General features: G+C 67.9%; 13 protein-coding genes and 1 tRNA gene. 6 read left to right on the top strand and 8 right to left on the bottom strand.

The annotated features are described in order from the left end of the window. The first annotated feature begins 113 nt into the window (after positions 1-113). Positions 114-1,277, top strand: a complete 1,164-nt coding sequence (locus tag IE226_RS10405) for a sugar phosphate isomerase/epimerase family protein (RefSeq protein ID WP_190080790.1) — start codon at positions 114-116, stop codon at positions 1,275-1,277. 81 nt (positions 1,278-1,358) lie between these two features. On the opposite strand, the gene IE226_RS10400 is transcribed toward IE226_RS10405, so the two are convergent. The 4 genes from IE226_RS10400 to IE226_RS10385 form a co-directional block, all read right to left on the bottom strand. Beyond that, positions 1,359-2,747, bottom strand: a complete 1,389-nt coding sequence (locus tag IE226_RS10400; protein WP_190080789.1) for an OFA family MFS transporter — start codon at positions 2,745-2,747, stop codon at positions 1,359-1,361. A gap of 125 nt (positions 2,748-2,872) precedes the next feature. Then, entirely contained in the window at positions 2,873-5,017 is a 2,145-nt protein-coding gene (locus IE226_RS10395) for an acetate--CoA ligase family protein (protein WP_190080788.1), read from the bottom strand. Between the two features lie 3 nt (positions 5,018-5,020). Then, the gene (gene frc / locus IE226_RS10390) at positions 5,021-6,253 is read right to left on the bottom strand and encodes a formyl-CoA transferase (RefSeq protein ID WP_190080787.1); all 1,233 of its coding nucleotides are present in this window, start codon (positions 6,251-6,253) and stop codon (positions 5,021-5,023) included. A gap of 12 nt (positions 6,254-6,265) precedes the next feature. Further along, positions 6,266-7,960 (bottom strand): thiamine pyrophosphate-binding protein, encoded by a 1,695-nt coding sequence (locus IE226_RS10385; protein WP_190080786.1) that lies wholly within the window; start codon positions 7,958-7,960, stop codon positions 6,266-6,268. Positions 7,961-8,160: 200 nt separating this feature from the next. Here IE226_RS10385 and sucC point away from each other — a divergent pair, with 200 nt between their 5' ends. From sucC to IE226_RS10365, 4 genes are all read left to right on the top strand, one after another. Continuing rightward, positions 8,161-9,300, top strand: a complete 1,140-nt coding sequence (sucC, locus tag IE226_RS10380; protein WP_190080785.1) for an ADP-forming succinate--CoA ligase subunit beta — start codon at positions 8,161-8,163, stop codon at positions 9,298-9,300. An 11-nt stretch (positions 9,301-9,311) separates the two neighbouring features. Further along, the gene (gene sucD / locus IE226_RS10375) at positions 9,312-10,190 is read left to right on the top strand and encodes a succinate--CoA ligase subunit alpha (RefSeq protein WP_190080784.1); all 879 of its coding nucleotides are present in this window, start codon (positions 9,312-9,314) and stop codon (positions 10,188-10,190) included. Between the two features lie 133 nt (positions 10,191-10,323). Further along, complete coding sequence (locus tag IE226_RS10370) at positions 10,324-11,892, top strand: aldehyde dehydrogenase family protein (RefSeq protein WP_190080783.1); 1,569 nt, start codon at positions 10,324-10,326, stop codon at positions 11,890-11,892. 259 nt (positions 11,893-12,151) lie between these two features. After that, positions 12,152-12,239 (top strand) — tRNA-Leu (locus tag IE226_RS10365). Positions 12,240-12,482: 243 nt separating this feature from the next. On the opposite strand, the gene IE226_RS10360 is transcribed toward IE226_RS10365, so the two are convergent. The 3 genes from IE226_RS10360 to IE226_RS10350 form a co-directional block, all read right to left on the bottom strand. Beyond that, positions 12,483-14,384, bottom strand: coding sequence for a hypothetical protein (locus IE226_RS10360; protein WP_190080782.1), 1,902 nt, complete (start codon positions 14,382-14,384; stop codon positions 12,483-12,485). After that, a complete protein-coding gene (locus IE226_RS10355) occupies positions 14,381-14,566 on the bottom strand; it encodes a hypothetical protein (protein WP_168497626.1) in 186 nt (61 codons plus the stop codon). The genes IE226_RS10360 and IE226_RS10355 overlap by 4 nt, the downstream gene beginning before the upstream one ends. Positions 14,567-14,644: 78 nt before the next feature. Further along, positions 14,645-15,385, bottom strand: a complete 741-nt coding sequence (locus IE226_RS10350) for a hypothetical protein (protein WP_190080781.1) — start codon at positions 15,383-15,385, stop codon at positions 14,645-14,647. Positions 15,386-15,406: 21 nt separating this feature from the next. On the opposite strand from IE226_RS10350, the gene IE226_RS10345 reads away from it, so the two are divergent. Further along, positions 15,407-15,727, top strand: a complete 321-nt coding sequence (locus IE226_RS10345; protein ID WP_190080780.1) for a helix-turn-helix domain-containing protein — start codon at positions 15,407-15,409, stop codon at positions 15,725-15,727. 210 nt (positions 15,728-15,937) lie between these two features. Here the strand turns inward: IE226_RS10345 and IE226_RS10340 are convergent, their stop codons facing one another. Next, the gene (locus tag IE226_RS10340; RefSeq protein WP_190080779.1) at positions 15,938-16,459 is read right to left on the bottom strand and encodes a hypothetical protein; all 522 of its coding nucleotides are present in this window, start codon (positions 16,457-16,459) and stop codon (positions 15,938-15,940) included. Positions 16,460-16,501 lie beyond the last annotated feature (42 nt).

Below are 16,501 nucleotides of genomic sequence, written 5' to 3'. Positions count from 1 at the left end.
ACCGAGAGTGAAGCACGCGTCACTGACAACGCGCCAGTGGCGTCCGCCAGCCCGTCGAAAGATCCGGGAAAACCCCGAGAGTCCAAGAGCCCGAGAGCCCGAGAGAGGCACCCGTGACCGACTTCCACGAGACTTCCGCCGCCGACGAGGCGCTCAGACAGCGACTCGGCATCAACCGCCGCCGCTTCCTCAGCACATGCACCGCCGTGGGCGCCGGCGCTGTCGCCGCGCCCGTGTTCGGCGCGGCACCCGCCTTCGCCCAGCCGCAGACCAAGGGCGGCCATGGCCACGGTCACGGCCGCGAGCTGGTGCCCGCCAAGAAGCGCGGAATCATCCTCTACACGGTGCGTGACGCGACCGGCCGCGACCCGCTCACCAGCACTCTGCCCTCCGGTTTCCGCGAGGTGTTCAAGGAGCTGGCGCGCTACGGGTACAAGCAGGTCGAGTTCGCGGGCTACAACCAGCACGCCAACGCCCCCGGCGGCGCCGCCCTCGAATCCGTCGCGGGTGCCAAACTGCTGCGCTCATGGCTCGACGAGTACGGCCTGCGTGCCCGGGGCAACCACGGCTTCATACCGGGGTCGTGGCCGCTCACGCAGCCCGACCTCGACACGTTCAAGAAGCACCTGGAGATCGCCAACATCCTGGGCATGGACCACATGGGCACCGGTGGCGACCCCACCAACAGCTCGTACAAGGCCGACTGGGACGTCGCCGCCGACAAGTGGAACGCCATGGGCGCCATCGCGCGCAAGGCCGGCATCAAGCTCTACACCCACAACCACGACGCGGCATACGGCTTCCTGCTCGACGGCGGGCCGCTCGACGCGCAGGGCCGTCCGACCCGCAGCTCCGGCATCCGCAAACTGGAGTACTTCCTCAAGGCCACGGACCCGAGGTCGGTCTGGCTGGAGATGGACATCTACTGGGCGCACGTCGCGCAGTACAAGTTCCACACGTACACCGCGCACGACGGCTCGCAGCGCAAGAAGGTCTTCGACCCGGCCGGGCTCGTCAGCCGCGACAACAAGCGCTTCCCGCTGTTCCACGCCAAGGACGGCACGCGCAACGACACGAGCGGCCAGGGCTACGACATGGTGGCCTTCGGTGAGGGTGTTATCGACTACCGCACCTTCTTCAGCCGTGTGGGCGAGAAGAATTACCACAACCCCATGGTCGAGCAGGACAACGCGCCCAGTGCCACCGACGCCGGGCAGTCCCTGAAGCTCGCGAAGATCGGCTACGACAACCTGGCGGCACTCCGCAAGAAGCGCTGACCGCACGCACAAACAGCTCTCGCCGCGCGGAAGATGCGCGGCGAGAGCTGTTTGACGTCACTCGGAGTGCTGATCGCGTCGTCAGGCCATCTCCTCGCCGAGGGGTTGCGGATTGGGTTTGATGCCTTTGTCCTTCGGCCTCCCGGGCTGTGAGAGGAAGAGCGCGATGAATCCGGCGAACAGGGAGATGGAGCCGGCCAGGGTGAAGGCTCCGGTGTGGCCCCAGTTGCTCACCACGACGGCACCCATACCGGAGCCGAGAAGCCCCGAAACAAGTTTGGAGCTGTAGACCAGGCCGTAATTGGAGGCGTTGTTGTTCTCGCCGAAGTAGTCCGCCGTCATCGCGGCGAACATCGGGAAGATGGCTCCGCCACCGAAGCCGGAGATGCTGGAGAAGACCAGGAACAGCGGAAGGTTCTCGATGTTCGCGGACCACAGGATGCCGTACTGGGAAAGGCCGAGGACGATACAGACGAAGATGAGGCAGCGTTTGCGTCCGTAGAGGTCCGAGAGCCAGCCGATGACGCCTCGGCCCGTGCCGTTCACGATGGCCTTCAGGGACATGGCCGTGGCGACGATTCCGCCGGCGAATCCGGCTTCCTTTCCGATGTCCACCTGGAACGCGATGCCGAAGATGTTCACGCCCGACGTGCACAACAGGCAGAACCACATCAGTGCCACTCGGCCGGTCTGCCACGCCTCCTTCGGTGTGTACTGCCGTACTGCGGGAGGGTTCATCGCCATCGCGCGCCTGGCCCGCGGGTCCGTCGGCGGCCGCAGCGGGTCCACGTCGGCCGGCCACCAGTTCTTCGGCGGGTCCTGGAAGAAGTAGCCCGCCACGGCCACCATCGCCGCGAGGAAGAGGCCGACGGACACGAGCACCCAGCGGAAGTTGGTCAGGTCCATGAAGCCGGTGAAGATGAACACGAACGGCACCGAGCCGTAGGCGAATCCGCCGTTGACGAATCCGGTCTTTCCTCCCTTTCGTTCGGGATACCACTTGCCGACCATGTTCACGCAGGTCGCGTAGACCATTCCGGCGCCCATACCGCTGAACATGCCGAAGCCGATATAGGCGACGACGACATGCGGCGCGAACGCCAGTGACAGATAGCCCAGCAGAGTGCCGAGAGCGCCGCACATCATCGCCCAGCGTGCCGGAAGTTTGCCGCTCTCGCGCAGCTTGCCCGCGGGGAAGGCCACCGCGGCCTGGAAGAAGACCCACACGCCCAGCATCCAGAAGATATGGGTGTCGCCCCAGGAATGCGCGGTGTGCAGGGTGTCCTCGGCCGACGCGAACGCGTACTCGGCCGAGCTGATGCCCATCATGCCGATCCACGGCAGGATGACCATCCACTTGCGCTTGCGGCCCATGATGTCGATGTCGGTCTCGCCGACCCGGTACATCCGGCCGTTGGCGTCCGTCACCTCCCTGAATGGGACGGCTGTGGATATGTCAGTTGTCGTCATGTTGGTTCAGCACCCCTTGCGTCGAAAAGATCCTGGCCAGCGCCCCCTGTCCAATACCTTTCGTGTGCGCACGGGTCCCGGGCCCTGCCGGCGCGCACCGCCGGCAGGACCCCGCACCGGTCACCTCATCGACCGCCCCCCAACAGACCGGCCGCCCGGGCCCACCGGTACTTCGCGCCGAGCGCGGCCACCGGCTTCTCCGTCGTGTACGGATACGCCACGACCCCGCGCTCGAAGAGGTACTGGCAGGCCTCCTCCACCTCGACGTCGCCCGCCAGGGATGCCACGACGGGCTTCTCGATGCCGCGCTCGCGGAACTCCGCGACCACGCGGGCCGTCAGTTCGGCGAAGACCATGGGAGGGGTGACGATGGTGTGCCAGTAGCCCAGGACGAGCGCGTGGATGCGCGGGTCCTCCAGGCCCAGCCGGATCGTCGCCTCGTACGTAGACGGCGGCTCGCCCCCCGTGATGTCGACGGGGTTCCCCGCTGCCCCGAAGGGCGGGATGAACGCCCGGAAGGACGCGTCCAGGTCGTCGGGGATCTCCATGAGCCGCAGCCCGTTGTCGGTCACCGCGTCGGAGAGCAGCACCCCGGAGCCGCCCGCGCCCGTGATGATGACGATGTTGTCGCCCCGCGGAGTGGGAAGGACCGGCAACGCGCGCGCGTACTCCAGCATTTCGTTGAGGCCGGGGGCCCTGATGACGCCCGCCTGCCGGAGGATGTCGTCGTACACGGCGTCGTCGCCCGCCAGGGCGCCCGTGTGCGATCCGGCGGCCCTCGCCCCGGCGGCCGTACGCCCGGCTTTCAGGACCACGACGGGCTTCTTCGGAACGGTCGCCTTCGCCGCCTCCACAAAGGCACGGCCGTCCTTGAGGTCCTCCAGGTGCATCGCGATGCACTTCGTGTTGGGGTCCTCGCCGAACCAGGTGAGGAGGTCGTCCTCGTCCAGGTCGGACTTGTTGCCGAGGCCGACGATCGCCGAGACGCCCGTCTTCGTGGTGCGCGCGAAGCCGAGGATGGCCATCCCGATGCCGCCGGACTGGCTCGTCAGGGCGACCCCGCCCTTGACGTCGTATGGCGTGCAGAACGTGGCGCACAGGTCCTGCCACGTCGAGTAGTAGCCGTAGATGTTCGGGCCGAGAAGGCGCACTCCGAGCCGCTCGCCGATCTCCACGATCTCGTCCTGGAGGGCGTGTTCACCGGTCTCGGCGAACCCGGAAGGGATCAGGACCGCGTTGGGGATGCCCTTGCGACCCACCTCCTCCAAGGCCGACGCCACGAACTTTGCGGGGATCGCGAAGACCGCCACATCCACCTCACCGGGAACGTCCGTGACACTCTTGTACGCCTTGCGGCCCAAGATGTCATCGGCCTTGGGGTTCACCGGATGGATCTCGCCGGAGAAGCCGCCGTCGATGAGGTTGCGCATCACCGAGTTGCCGATCTTGCCCGGTTCGTTGGACGCGCCGATCACGGCGACGGAGCGGGGCTCCATCAGCCGCCGCATCGACGTGAGCATCTCCTCGCGCGTGTACGTACGGCGCTGTTTCGTGACCCCTTCGGAGAGGATGACGCGGATGTCCGCGGCGATCGCGCCCTCCGGGGTGGCGATCACCGGGTTGAGGTCCACCTCGGCGATCTCCGGGAAGTCGGTCACCAGCTGCGACACCCGGCGTATCTGCTCGGCGAGGGCCCACCGGTCCACCGCCGGCGCGCCCCGCACGCCGCGCAGGATCTCGGCGGCGCGGATCGAGTCGAGCATCGAGGCGGCCTCGTCCGCGTCGACCGGCGCGAGGCGGAACGTGACGTCCTTGAGGACCTCGACGAGCACGCCGCCGAGTCCGAAGGCGACGACCTTCCCGAACGTCGGATCGGTCACCGCCCCGACGATGACTTCCTGGCCGGAGGGCAGCAGCTCCTGCACCTGCACACCCTCGATACGTGCCTCCGGCGCGTACGCGCGCGCGTTGGCGACGATCTCTCGGAAGGCGGCCCGTACGTCGGTGGCTCCCTCCACCCCGACGACGACGCCGCCCGCGTCGGTCTTGTGCAGGATGTCGGGGGAGACGATCTTCATGACGACGGGTCCCTCGAAGCGGTCCGCGTGCGCCACCGCCTCGTCGACGTCCGTCGCCAGCTCCTCGCCCGGTACGGCGATCCCGTACGCGTCCGCGAGGATCTTGCCCTCCGGAGCCGTCAGGGAGGACCGCCCCTCCGCGCGCACCGAGTCGAGGAGCGCCCGCACCGTCAGTGCGCGGTCTTCGGCCATCAATCAGATCACTCCGTTCGACTTGAGCAGACGCAGTTCCTCGTCGCCGAGGCCGAGCTCACCGACGAAGACCTCCGCGTTGTGCTCGCCGAGAAGCGGCGAACTGACCACGTTCACGGGGGAGTCCGACAGCTTCAGCGGGGAGCCGACCGTGGTGAAGGAGCCGCGCTGCGGATGCGGGACCTCGACGACCATCTCGTTCGCGGCCAGCGAGGCGTCCTCGATGATCTCCTTGGTGGAGAGGATCGGGCCGCAGGGGATGTTGTGGGCGTTGAGCCGCTCCAGGACCTGCCACTTGGGGAGCGTGGAGGACCACTCCTCGATCAGCTGGAACATCTTGCCGAGCTTGGGAAGCCGTGACTCCGGAGAAGCCCACTCAGGGTCCTCCGCGAGCTCGGGACGCCCGATGAGCTCGGTGAGCGGCTGCCAGCCCACGGGCTGCACGATGACGTACACGTAGTCGTTCGGTCCGCCGGGCGCGCATTTGACCGCCCAGCCGGGCTGCCCGCCCCCGCTCGCGTTGCCCGAGCGCGGCACCTCGTCCCCGAAGTCGTCGTTCGGATACTCGGCGAGCGGTCCGTGCGCCAGGCGCTGCTGGTCGCGCAGCTTGACCCGGCACAGGTTGAGCACGGCGTGCTGCATGGCCACGTTCACGCGCTGCCCGCGACCGGTGTTCTCCCGCTGGAAGAGGGCGGCGAGAATGCCGGCCACGGCATGGATGCCGGTCCCGGAGTCGCCGATCTGGGCGCCAGTGGCGAGCGGTGGTCCGTCCTCGAAGCCGGTGGTCGACATGGAGCCGCCCATGGCCTGCGCGACCACTTCGTAGGCCTTGAAGTTGGTGTAGGGGCCGTCTCCGAAGCCCTTGATCGAGGCGTAGACGATGCGCGGGTTGATCTCCTGGATGCGCTCCCAGGTGAAGCCCATCCGGTCCACGGCACCGGGACCGAAGTTCTCGACCATCACGTCGGAGCGCCGGATCAGTTCCGTCAGGAGTTCCTTGCCCCGCTCGGTCTTGGTGTTGAGGGTGATGCTCCGCTTGTTGCAGTTGAGCATCGTGAAGTAGAGCGAGTCGACGTCCGGGAGATCACGCAGCTGCTTGCGCGTGATGTCCCCGGAGGGCGCCTCCAGCTTCACCACGTCCGCACCGAGCCAGGCGAGCAGCTGGGTGGCGGAGGGCCCGGACTGGACGTGTGTCATGTCGAGGACGCGTACGCCCTCAAGAGCCTTGGTCGTCATCGCACGGGCTCCTCACTTGTACATGGTCTGGTTCATGGTTCCGGGGGCGTACGCGTCCGGGTCGACCCATACGTTGATCAGCGAGGGCTTGCCCGATTCGCGGGCCCGGCGCAGCGCCGGGCCGATGTCGGCGGGGTCGCGTACCTCTTCGCCGTAGCCGCCGAGCATCTGGGCGAACTTGTCGTAGTGGACGTCTCCGAGGGTGTTGCCGACGCGCTCGCGCTCCTCGCCGTACTTGGCCTTCTGGCCGTAACGGATCTGGTTCATCGAGGAGTTGTTGCCGACGATTCCGACGAAGGGCAGGTTGTAGCGGACGAGCGTCTCGAAGTCCCATCCGGTCAGCGAGAAGGCGCCGTCTCCGAAGAGGGCCACCACCTCCTTGTCGGGCCGGGCCTGCTTGGCGGCGAGCACGAAGGGGATGCCGACGCCGAGCGTGCCGAGGGGCCCCGGGTCCATCCAGTGGCCGGGCGACTTGGGCTGCACTACCTGTCCGGAGAAGGTGACGATGTCGCCGCCGTCGCCGATGTAGATGGAGTCTTCGGTAAGGAAGTCGTTGATTTCGCTGACGAGGCGGTAGGGGTGGATCGGCGAGGCGTCGGACTTCAGGTTCGGCAGCCGCTTCTCGATCGCCGTCTGCTCGGCGGCGCGCAGCTCGTCGAGCCACTCCTTGCGCTTGGCGGCGCCTCCGTTGAGCCGCCCCGACGCGGCCTCGGTGACGGACTTCAGGATCAGCCCCGCGTCTCCGACGATGCCCAGGTCGATGTCCCTGTTCTTGCCGACGGTGCGGTAGTCCAGGTCGATCTGTACGACGGTGGCGTCGGGGGAGAGCCGCTTGCCGTAGCCCATACGGAAGTCGAAGGGCGTCCCCACGATGACGATGAGATCGGCGTTGGAGAAGGCGTACCGGCGCGAGAGTTGGAAGTGGTGCGGGTCGCCGGGCGGCAGGGTGCCGCGGCCCGCGCCGTTCATGTAGGCGGGCACATTGAGGGTCCGCACGAGTTCGATGGCGGAGGCGGTGCCCCGAGTCGTCCACACCTGGCTGCCGAGCAGGATCGCGGGCTTCTCGGCGTGCACGAGCAGGTCGGCGAGCTTCTCTATCGCCTCGGGGTCGCCGGTCGAGCGGGTGGAGGCGCGGTACTGCCCGGCCCGCGGCACCCGCGCCTTTTCCACCGGCACCTTGGCGTCGAGCACATCGCGCGGGATCTCCAGGAAGGACGGTCCCGGAGCACCGTGGAAGCACTCGCGGAAGGCCATCGACACCATGTCCGCGGCGCGCGCCGTGTCCGGTACGGTCGCGGCGAACTTGGTGATGGGCGTCATCATGTCGACGTGCGGAAGGTCCTGAAGGGACCCCATCTTGTGCTGGGTGTGCGCTCCCTGGCCGCCGATGAGCAGCATGGGGGATTCCGCGCGGAAGGCGTTGGCGACGCCCGTGACGGCGTCCGTGGTTCCCGGTCCTGCCGTCACCACGGCGCATCCCGGTTTGCCGGTGAGGCGCGCGTAGCCGTCGGCCGCGTGGGCGGCGACCTGCTCGTGGCGTACGTCGACGACATCGATCCCCTCGTCGACGCAGCCGTCGTAGATGTCGATGATGTGGCCGCCGCACAGGGTGTAGATGACCTCCACACCCTCTGCCTTGAGTGCCTTGGCGACCAGATGCCCACCGGAGATGTGGGTTTGGTTCGTGTCGCTGCTGCCGTCGGGCATGGCGAAGTCCTGTCCCTTCGTAGGGGAGTTGGAGCGCTCACACGCTGCTCGTAGGTGCTCTCGCGGTAGATTGCATACAGTCGACGAATACTGTATGAAGCTTGTTATCCCGCATCCGGTCAGTGGTGTCCAGGGGGCGTGCGGCACTTTTCGGAGGCGGGGGGTTCGCTCCCCGTAAGGACACGGCGTCAGGAGCCGGCATGGACCTGTTCGAGCACCAGGCAAGGGAACTCTTCGAGGAACACGGCATCTCCGTACCGCGGGCGGAAGTCGCCGACACGGCCAAGGAGGCACGCGCGGGCGCCGAACGTCTGGGAGGCCGCGTCGTCGTCAAGGCCCAGGTGAAGACCGGCGGACGCGGCAAGGCGGGCGGCGTGAAGATCGCCGCGGATCCCGCCGCGGCCGAGATCACCGCACGCCAGATCCTCGGCATGGACATCAAGGGCTACACCGTCCGCAAGGTGATGGTGGCCCAACCCGTGAAGATCGACAGCGAGTTCTACGTCTCATACGTACTGGACCGCGCCGCGGGACGCTTCCTCGCCATCGCGTCCGCCGAGGGCGGCATGGACATCGAAGAGGTGGCGGCGAGCCGGCCCGAGGCCGTCGCGCGCGTGGAGATCGACCCGGCGGCCGGAGTGGACGAGGCCAAGGCGGCCGAGATCGCCGCCGCGGCGGGACTACCCGAAGCCACGGCCGACGTCCTGGTCAAGCTGTGGCAGGTACTGATCCGCGAAGACGCCCTCCTAGTAGAGGTGAATCCCCTCGTCCGCACCGCCCAGGGAGAGATCCTCGCCCTCGACGGCAAGGTCACCCTGGACGACAACGCCCGCTTCCGCCAAGCCCGGTGGGGCGCCGACGACTCCGCCCACGACGACCCGCTGGAGTCGGCCGCCGCTTCCAAGGGCCTCAACTACGTCAAGCTCGACGGCGAGGTCGGCATCATCGGCAACGGCGCGGGCCTCGTCATGTCCACCCTCGACGTGGTCGCCGGCTGCGGAGCACGACCCGCGAACTTCCTCGACATCGGAGGCGGCGCCTCCGCCCAGATCATGGCCGACGGCCTCTCCGTCATCCTCTCCGACCCCGCCGTCAAGTCCGTCTTCGTCAACGTCTTCGGCGGCATCACGGCATGCGACGCCGTCGCCGACGGCATCGTCCAGGCCCTGGAATCCGTCCGGTTGACCAAGCCGCTGGTGGTCCGACTCGACGGCAACAACGCCGTACGCGGCCGCGCCATCCTCGACGCCCGCTCCCACCCCCTGGTCCAGCAGGCCACCACGATGGACGGCGCCGCACGCCGCGCCGCCGAACTCGCCGGACACACCAACGCAGCCTAAGGAGCCCGGACATGGCGATCTACCTCACCAAGGAGAGCAAGGTCCTCGTCCAGGGCATGACCGGAGCCGAGGGCATGAAACACACCCGCCGCATGCTCGCGGCCGGGACGGACGTCGTCGGCGGCGTCAACCCCCGCAAGGCAGGACGTACCGTCGACTTCGACGACCGCGCCGTCCCCGTCTTCGGCTCCGTCCGCGACGGCATCGAGGCCACGGGCGCCGACGTCACCGTGGTCTTCGTGCCGCCCGCCTTCGCCAAAACGGCGGTCACCGAAGCCGCGGACGCCCGCATCGGCCTCGCCGTGGTCATCACGGAGGGCATCCCCGTACACGACGCCGTCGCCTTCCACGCGTACGCGAAGGAGCGCGGCACCCGCGTCATCGGACCCAACTGCCCGGGGCTCATCACGCCGGGGCAGGCCAACGCGGGCATCATCCCCGCCGACATCACCAAGTCCGGGCGCATCGGCCTGGTCTCCAAGTCCGGCACACTCACCTACCAACTCATGTACGAGCTGCGCGACATCGGCTTCTCCACCTGCGTCGGCATCGGCGGCGACCCCGTCATCGGCACCACGCACATCGACTGCCTGTCCGCCTTCGAGGACGACCCCGACACCGAACTGATCGTCCTCATCGGCGAGATCGGCGGCGACGCGGAGGAACGCGCCGCCGCCTACATCCAACGGGCCATCACCAAAACCGTCGTCGCCTACGTCGCCGGCTTCACCGCGCCCGAGGGCAAGACCATGGGGCACGCGGGAGCCATCGTCTCCGGCTCGTCCGGCACCGCGCGCGCCAAACAGGAAGCGCTGGAAGCCGCCGGAGTACGGGTCGGTGCGACGCCCACGGAAACGGCACAACTCGTTCTCAACCAACTCGGGGCGTGATGTCACTCATAGGTGGCAGGGCCTGACTGCACTAGCGTCCCCCAGCACAACCGCGCGGACCGCGAACCGAGCGGCACTCGCGCGAGCCATGCACCTCCCGCCCCGAACTGTGCACCGTGAGCGGAGAACCCGAATGGCACCCACCCTCACCGACCCCACCCTCACCAACCCCCTGGTCCTCAAAGCCGGTACGGCCTGGGCGGACGCCTGGCGGCGCTGCCTCGCCGTGGCGCCCGAGGCCTTCCGTGACGACCACGTCCTCAACCTCTGGAACGGAACCTGGCGGGCGGACGGCCGGGCCCTGCCCGCCACGTCTCCCGTCGACGGCAGCCCCATCGCGGGCCCGCCGCGCCTCGACGCCACCACCGCCCACCAGGCCGTACGCGCATCGCTCGACCAGCACCGCGCCTGGCGCCACGTCCCGCTCGACGAACGGCGCGCCCGCGTCGCCGCCACCCTCGACGCCCTCACCGAACACCGCGAACTGCTCTCCCTCCTCCTCGTCTGGGAGATCGGCAAACCCTGGCGGCTCGCGCAAGCCGACGTAGACCGGGCCATCGACGGCGTGCGCTGGTACGTCGACGGCATCGAGCCGATGGTCGAGGGCCGGACCCCGCTGGACGGACCGGTATCCAACATCGCGAGCTGGAACTACCCGATGAGCGTGCTCGTTCACGCAGTGTTGGTACAGGCACTCGCGGGAAACGCGGTCATCGCCAAGACCCCGACCGATGGCGGCGTCGCCTGTCTGACCCTCGCGTGCGCCCTGGCCGCCCGCGAAGGAATCCCCGTCACCCTCGTGAGCGGCAGCGGGGGAGAACTCTCCGAAGCGCTGGTCCGCGCCCCCGAGATCGGCTGCGTCTCCTTCGTCGGCGGACGTGACACCGGCGCCGCCGTCGCCACGGCCGTCGCCGACCTCGGCAAGCGGCACATCCTCGAACAGGAAGGACTCAACACCTGGGGCATCTGGAACTACAGCGACTGGGACGCGCTCAGCGCCGTCATCCCCAAGCTCTTCGACTACGGCAAGCAACGCTGCACGGCGTACCCGCGCTTCGTCGTACAGCGCGGACTCTTCGACGAGTTCCTCGCCGCCTACCTCCCGGCCGTACGCACCCTCCGCGTCGGCCACCCCCTGGCGGTCGAGCACGCCGAGGACCCGTACCCGCAACTGGACTTCGGCCCGCTGATCAACGCGGCCAAGGCCAAAGAGCTCGGCGACCAGGTGACGGAGGCGATCGACCGCGGTGCCGTACCGCTGTACCGCGGCGCCCCGGCCGCAGGCCGCTTCCTGCCGGGCCAGGACACGGACGCGTACGTCCACCCCGTCACGCTCCTCAACCCGCCCCCGTCCTCGCCGCTGCACCACGCGGAGCCGTTCGGCCCGGTCGACACGATCGTCCTGGTCGACACGGAGGCGGAGCTGCTCGCCGCGATGAACGCGTCGAACGGAGCGCTGGTCGCCACGCTCTCGACCGACGACACCGCGACGTACGAACGCCTCGCGCCGCAGATCCGTGCCTTCAAGACGGGTCACGGGAAGCCGCGATCACGCGGGGACAGGGAGGAGCTGTTCGGCGGGTTCGGCGCGTCCTGGCGCGGCGCGTTCGTCGGGGGCGAGCTGCTGGTGCGGGCCGTCACGAACGGCCCGGCGACGGAGCGACCGCCGGGGAACTTCCCGAGCTACCACCTGATGGCGTGAGGGTGCCGTGCGGTGCGGCGCGCTGCTGCCCCTGTGCGGCGACCGCACCGCACTGCACGCGCGTGCGGGCGGCAACAGCCGCCTGAACCATGGCTCCCGGTAGTCGGCTCAACACTCCCGGTAGGCGTCTGGGCGCTTGTGTGCGGGTCGCCGGGCGTCGGCCCGGTGGCGTGCGGATACGCAGGTGAAAGGCACTCCGAAAGCTTGGTATTGTTGTCCATGTCGCCGCGGGGAACACCCCGCGAACGGCAGACACCTAGTCCGGGTGGCGGAATGGCAGACGCGCTAGCTTGAGGTGCTAGTGCCCTTTATCGGGCGTGGGGGTTCAAGTCCCCCCTCGGACACCAGTTGGGGACGTTCACGAGATCGTCCCGAAGCGTTCACGAATTACCGGTCGAGTCATGTGACTCACCGGTATTTCGTCGTTTCTGGGGCCTCGAGCCTCGTGATCGGCTCGATGAGGGGGTGAGGCGGTGGCGGTCCAGGTACTGCGCCTCTCACCTGCGGAAACAGGACATGCCTGCGCGACGGCTGGTAGCCGTGGCGCAGGCATGTGGGGTTTTCAGGGGGCGGAGCGCGGCGGAGGTGTGTCACTCGCGTGGCGGAGACTCGACCCGCTCGGTCGGAAGCGGTCGCGCCTGGGGCGGGTCGGAGGGCTCACCGGGTTGCGTTGCGGCGCTCGGCGTGCCGGCTTTGCGGGGCTGGATGCCCTGGTCGCGGAGGAACCGTCGGATGGCTCTGAGGTTCGCCACAAAGATGATGACGGCATTGAGCAGGGTCTGTGCGACGCGTCCGTGCGGCAGGCGGAGCTGGGGATTGTCGATGCTGTCGAGGGCGGACTTCTTGAGGTTGCCGTTGCCACCCTCGTTCTGACTGCGCAGTCCGGACCAGGCTTCCTGCCACAGAGGGGTGAACAGGGGGTATTTCTGCCGCCACTTGGCCAACACGGTGCCCGGGACGGTGATGCTCTTCCCCCTGCAGATGTCGGGGTAGACGGGGGTGTCCCGCTTGGGCTTGGAGATAGGGGGCAGGGCTGCCGGGGTACGGACAGTGGGGGCGTCGAGGTCAACGACGGTGGACGGGCGTGGCTGGGGCCGGCGGTAGCAGGTGACCGTGGCGTGGGACCCGAGGGCAGGGCACTGTCGACGCTGGTCCCCTGCGGGCCCGTACTCCTTGATCTTGGTCTGGTAGTCCTTCCGGGACTGGATCAGGTTGAGCGCGTGGGCGCGGTCCTCATCCGTGCGGCTGTCGATGTATGTGGCGCCCGCAGTGATGAGCGGGGTGGGCATCAGCGGGCAGTAGAACTCGCCGCCAACCAGCTGCATGCCGCGGAACTCTCCCTGCCGATCGACCTTGTCGTCGTTGTAGTGCTTCACCGCGTTGAGGCCGAGTTTGAGCAGCTGCAGATGCAGGTTGTGAGGCTTGGCCTGGGTGATGCCCCGGTCGGCGCAGAACAGGTCTTTGACCAGGCCTCGTTCGAAGGCTGGCTGGATGGCGCGCAGGGCGGCCGGGCCGGGTTCGGTGCCCGGGGTGTGAAGGATCATGCCGAGGCAGACCGCCGGGTAGGCGCCAGCGAGGTCGCCATGGCCATGGCCCGGGAACGCGGCCATCATGGCGTAGCGGAACTCTCTTTTCTCCGGCGCCTTGGCCTTCTTCTCCTGTCCCGACTTGCTCTTGCGAGACGGTGGATCGTTTGTCGTACCGCGCCGGGTACCAGTGTTCGTGGAGGCCGCAGCTTTGCCGCTGGGCCCCGACTTCTTCTGCGTACCTCCCTTCACGTACATCCCGGCGGTGATCTCAAGCGAGGCCCGGTCCTGGTGGTAGTCCGGCTCTTTGCCCCAGACCGGAACCGGAGTGTCGTCGACCGCGATGTGGCCAGGCCACCGAGCGAAGTCGCCGCGCCGGTAGGATGCCGTCACCGGAGCAAGAATCAGATCCTGGGCGATGGCCTCCAGATTGCGCACGGTGTCCTGGTTGGGGCGGGCATTCCACTTCCGTCGGATCTTCTTGGCCTCGCTGAGCGACAGCCGCTTCCGGCGGTCGTGTGGTGCCGGGTCGAGGCGCCGGGTCATCGAGGCCCAGGACCGGTAGACGCGCTTCGACGTCGCGTACTGGTGGTGCGCGACGCGGTCGATTTCTTCTCGGGTTGCGCCCTCGCGAATGTGCAGGTCGACGTGGGGGACGTCAAGGAGGGCTTTGGACCCTGGAGACAGGGCGAAGAACAGCGTCTCCCATGCGTCGTTGATGTTCGCGCTCTTGCCCATGTACTGCGACAGGATCAGGCCGATCAGCACTGTGCGGAACGGCAAGCCCTTCGGACCTGGCCGGTGCTCGTTGGAGGGAAGGCGTTCCAGTACTCCGCTGTGGCGCACGAGGTCGAAGACCTGCCTCACAACGCGGTCGCTGAGGGTACGGCCGGGGGCCTGCGGTGCAGGGCGTAGGGCGAGGCCGGTACGCCGGCAGGGTTTGTCCTCCGGGTTCTTCCTGCTCATGCCGCCGCCCCCCGCAACAGATCGGATGCCTCCGCTTCGGGCAGGTCGTGGAGGAAGACGAGGTAGCGCGAGAGGCTGTGCAGGGTCCCGAGTCCCGACGCTTTGAGGATCACCTTCAGCGGAATACCTGCATTCAGCAGTTCGACGAGCCAGGTCGTACGCAGCCGCTGGGTCTGCAGCACTGCACCGTCACAACGGCCGATGATCCGCGGGTACCTGGCCAGCCAGTCCGATGCGATGTGCTTGCTGGTGCGGTCCTGCTAGTCCGGCCGGAAGGCGTACGAGTCTGCCGAGATGTGGGCGGCTTCCGCCAGCAGCAGTTCCTCGTAGGCGTACCGGCATACGACAGTGCGCGGACGGCGCCCGTGCACCTTGACCAGCGCCCGGCCGGTGGGGCCCGCGAGGATATCCCGCCCCTGAACGTACACAAGATCCTCAACGGCGAGCCCGCAACCGACGCCGAGACAGAACAGCAGGCAGGCGTTTCGCCGTTGGGCCGGGGTGGGCAGGCTCTGCGCCCAGATCAGCCAGTAGGCGATTTCCGCCGGCGGGTAGGGGGCCACTGGGGCGGCGGTGGCCTTCAGCCGGATCGGCGGATGCTGTCCGAGCTGGTCCAACAGGAGCGCTTCGGAGGCCCGGCGCAGCTGGCTGCTGCAGGTTCGGCGGCTGTTGGCGCCCATGTCGCGGCAGCCGACGAGGATGAACCGTTCGACTGTGCTCTGGTCAAGGATCACCGAGGGTTCGAGCGGGAGGCCCTGGGCCTCGACCCAGGCGACCAGCCGTGTGAGCGGCGTCATGATCACGTCTGGGCCGTAGGGTCCCGCTGCGACGGCCAGGAATCCCAGCGAGCGGACGACCGGCGCGATACGGCGCCACTGGGCGGGCGGAACTGTCTCCGCCTTCGGTGCGTAGGCCAGCAGGCGATTCGACACAGCGACCTCCAGGCGCAAGGCCCATGACAGGTGGCCGGTTAACCGGCCACTGGTGTCAGTGTCGATCACGATCTGAAGGAACGCATCTTTATGACCGGAGGCCGAGCGCGTACGGCGCCGCCATGGAGCTACGCCGTCGATCCGGAGGAGTGGCCGGATGCCCGAATCGCCGGGGAGCCCGCCGCGGCGGTCGTCCAGACGATTGCCCGCCGCCTCGCCGCCGCCCTGCGCGAGAGGCCGGAGCTCTCGCTGCGCGCACTGGCCATCCAGAGCAACGTCGGCAGACAGACCATCGGTGATCTGCTGGCGGGAGCCACCTGGCCGGATGTCCTGACGGTCTGTCGACTGGAGCGCGCCCTGGGCCTGGCGCTCTGGCCCGGATCGAATGCGACTCATTGTGCTCATGACTGATCCCCAGTTGCCTATGTGAGGTCAGTCGTGCACGTTCAAGGGCGGGATGACGCAGACGCCCTATAGCGCCACCCGTGGGGGCGCTAGAGTGAACGTGCGTGACGGACCAGAACCCTGCTAGGAGAAGCGTCCGTTCGCGTGTTTGGCGGCCTCCCTCGACCGCTAATCGAGGGAGGCCTGCTTGTTGGGTTAGGGTCGTTCTCGGGTGGATCAAGCAGCCCGGGATGAAAGCACGGCCCGGAACATTCCCGGTGCTACGTTTTCCACCTCGCCAAGTTGCTTCATGCGGTTGAGGGTTTTTCCTACGGATGAGCGGACCGTCGCGTCCGCTCCCGGGCGCACCGCCGCCGCGATATCGGTGATGGACATTGCCTCTTGAGCGGCGCACAGGAGTGTGAGGATCGCATCGCGCATGCTTCCGTTACGCGGTGGCCCCAGGGTCCGAGCGCCCATGCCCGGGTGCGCATCTTCGGACGAAGGATCCTCGTCGGCGACAGAACCTTCAGGCGGAGCCTCCCGGGAGGGTTGGGCGGTTCCCGCGTCCTCGCCAGTGTCCGGCGGCTCTTCGCGAACATCGGTGGATTCGACGCCCTGGCACATCATCGCGTACACAGCTTCCAATGTCGCCAACTCGCCGCGCAGTGAAGTGATCAGCTCCTTCACGGCATGCCGGGCCTGGCCGATGTAGACACCCTTGTCTGACGCAGGTGGGCTGGTCCGGTATCCCGCCATAGCGAACTCCTAAGGAAGGCCGCTGCCAGTGTAGGGACGGCA

Source organism: Streptomyces longisporoflavus (assembly GCF_014649775.1).
Taxonomy (GTDB): Bacteria; Actinomycetota; Actinomycetes; order Streptomycetales; family Streptomycetaceae; genus Streptomyces; species Streptomyces longisporoflavus.
The sequence above is the reverse complement of the archived record's forward strand: the minus strand, read 5'-3'. Positions and strand labels throughout refer to the sequence as shown.